The 1612-nt window shown below is 52.7% G+C and carries 2 protein-coding genes; both read right to left on the bottom strand.

Annotation, left to right across the window (positions count from 1 at the left end; genetic code table 11):
• Window positions 1–185: 185 nt before the first annotated feature.
• On the bottom strand, window positions 186–575 hold the full coding sequence (locus ACI3UA_RS08230; RefSeq protein ID WP_439724333.1) for a bactofilin family protein: 390 nt from the start codon (window positions 573–575) through the stop codon (window positions 186–188).
• Between the two features lie 18 nt (window positions 576–593).
• Window positions 594–1538: a M23 family metallopeptidase gene (locus ACI3UA_RS08225; protein ID WP_439724332.1), complete on the bottom strand. Its 945-nt coding sequence runs from the start codon at window positions 1536–1538 to the stop codon at window positions 594–596.
• Between the last annotated feature and the right edge of the window lie 74 nt (window positions 1539–1612).

Here is a 1612-nt window from a genome sequence, read left to right as displayed (position 1 = left end):
ATATACTTTATTCTTTCACAAGGCATTACAATACCAAATACAGCATAGAAAAAGGCTGCTGCATACCTGCACGGTTATACAGCAGCCTGAAAGCTCCAGCTATATAATACTATCGTTACGGCAATTGCAGCTGTGACTGCAACCACAACTGCCATAATTGCAACCGTAAGCACAGCCGCCGGCTGTCAATCCTCTGTTGCCATTTCCGTCCGCGTTCTTGTGGACATCTCACTGCGTCCCTTGAAGACGCCCCCCTGGGCAATGTTGAAGCTGCCCACCTTGACATCGCCTATCAGCTGGCCGCTGGCCGCGATGGAGAGGTTCTCCGCAATATCTGCGTTGCCGTTTACCTGACCGGAAATATTGAGGTTGACCGCCTTGATATCGCCGTTTACAGTACCGGCTTCACCAATGATTACACAGCCGTCAATGGAAATGCCGCCATCGACAGTGCCATCTACGCGCAGATTGCCGCCACCGACAATCTCCCCCTTGATAACCGTATTCTTGCCAATAATGGTTTCAATATCATTGCTGATAGTCTCATCAACCTGTTTACGAATACTGCCAAACATACATCTTCTCCTCAACTATTATAAATATCCTACCGGATTTACCGGCTTGCCGTTTACACGCACCTCATAGTGAAGATGAGGACCGGTGCTGTAGCCGGTGCTGCCCATGTAGGCAATCACCTGTCCCCTCTTGACCGTCTGGCCCGGGGATACCACTACTGACTCCGCATGGGCATAACGCGTCATATAGCCATTGCCATGCTCAATGTCCACCATGTTGCCGTAGCCGCCGCTGTTCCAGCCGGCATCTGTCACCACGCCATCGGCAGTTGCCACAATCGGCGTGCCGCAATCGTTGGCAATATCAATGCCCGGATGATAGTCGGAGCCACCCCACCTGAGACCGTAAGGGGAGCTTACATCGCCGCTGGCAGGCCAGATGGAAGGAGTAGATGCATTGACGCTCTCCTGATAGGCAATCAGCTCCTGCTGCTGCTTCATGGCCTCCCGCAGCTGCTGAATACTGGCCTTTCTGGCAGCCACCCGCTTTTCCAGATCATCCAGCACGGCACTGACATCCTCAATCTGCAGGTTCTGCCCCACCGGACCGCCCTGCCCATTATGAGTACCGTCACCGCCGTTGCCGCTCGGCTCCTCCGCACTGCCGCCTTCAACGCCGGTAATCTGCCGCAGCTCCATCTCCACCTGGCTCAGCTCGTTCAGCTCGTTCTGCAGGCTGTTGGCCTTCTTGGAAAGCTGCAAAAGCTGTTCCTGCTGGACATTGTTTACCTGCTGCAGCCTTTCAATCTGCGCCGCCTCATTCCGCAGGGAATAACTGCTATAGGTGGAATAACCGAAAGCGCCTGCCAGCAGCACCGCGCCAGCAGCCAGGGAGGCAATCCCGTACTTTATCCACCGCTCCGGTAGATGTATACTGTGTACATTGGCGCCCTTGTGAGGAATAATTTTTATTGTATACTCCTGCTGCTCAACCTTTTCTGCCTTGTTTTCTTGATTACTCAAGCAAAACTCCTCCAAACTTCAAAACTCAAATCGCACTCATCAAAATACATCTTAGCTATGCCTCTATACATCCC

Source organism: Anaerovibrio sp., from assembly GCF_051866355.1.
In the GTDB taxonomy this organism is placed as follows: domain Bacteria; phylum Bacillota; class Negativicutes; order Selenomonadales; family Selenomonadaceae; genus Anaerovibrio.
Note: the sequence above shows the minus strand (reverse complement) of the source record. Positions and strands in the feature narration are given on the sequence as shown.

Coding starts and splice junctions, on each gene's coding strand:
- ACI3UA_RS08230 (WP_439724333.1), bottom strand. CDS start 575: ATGTTTGGCAGTATTCGTAAACAGGTTGATGAGACTATCAGCAATGAT.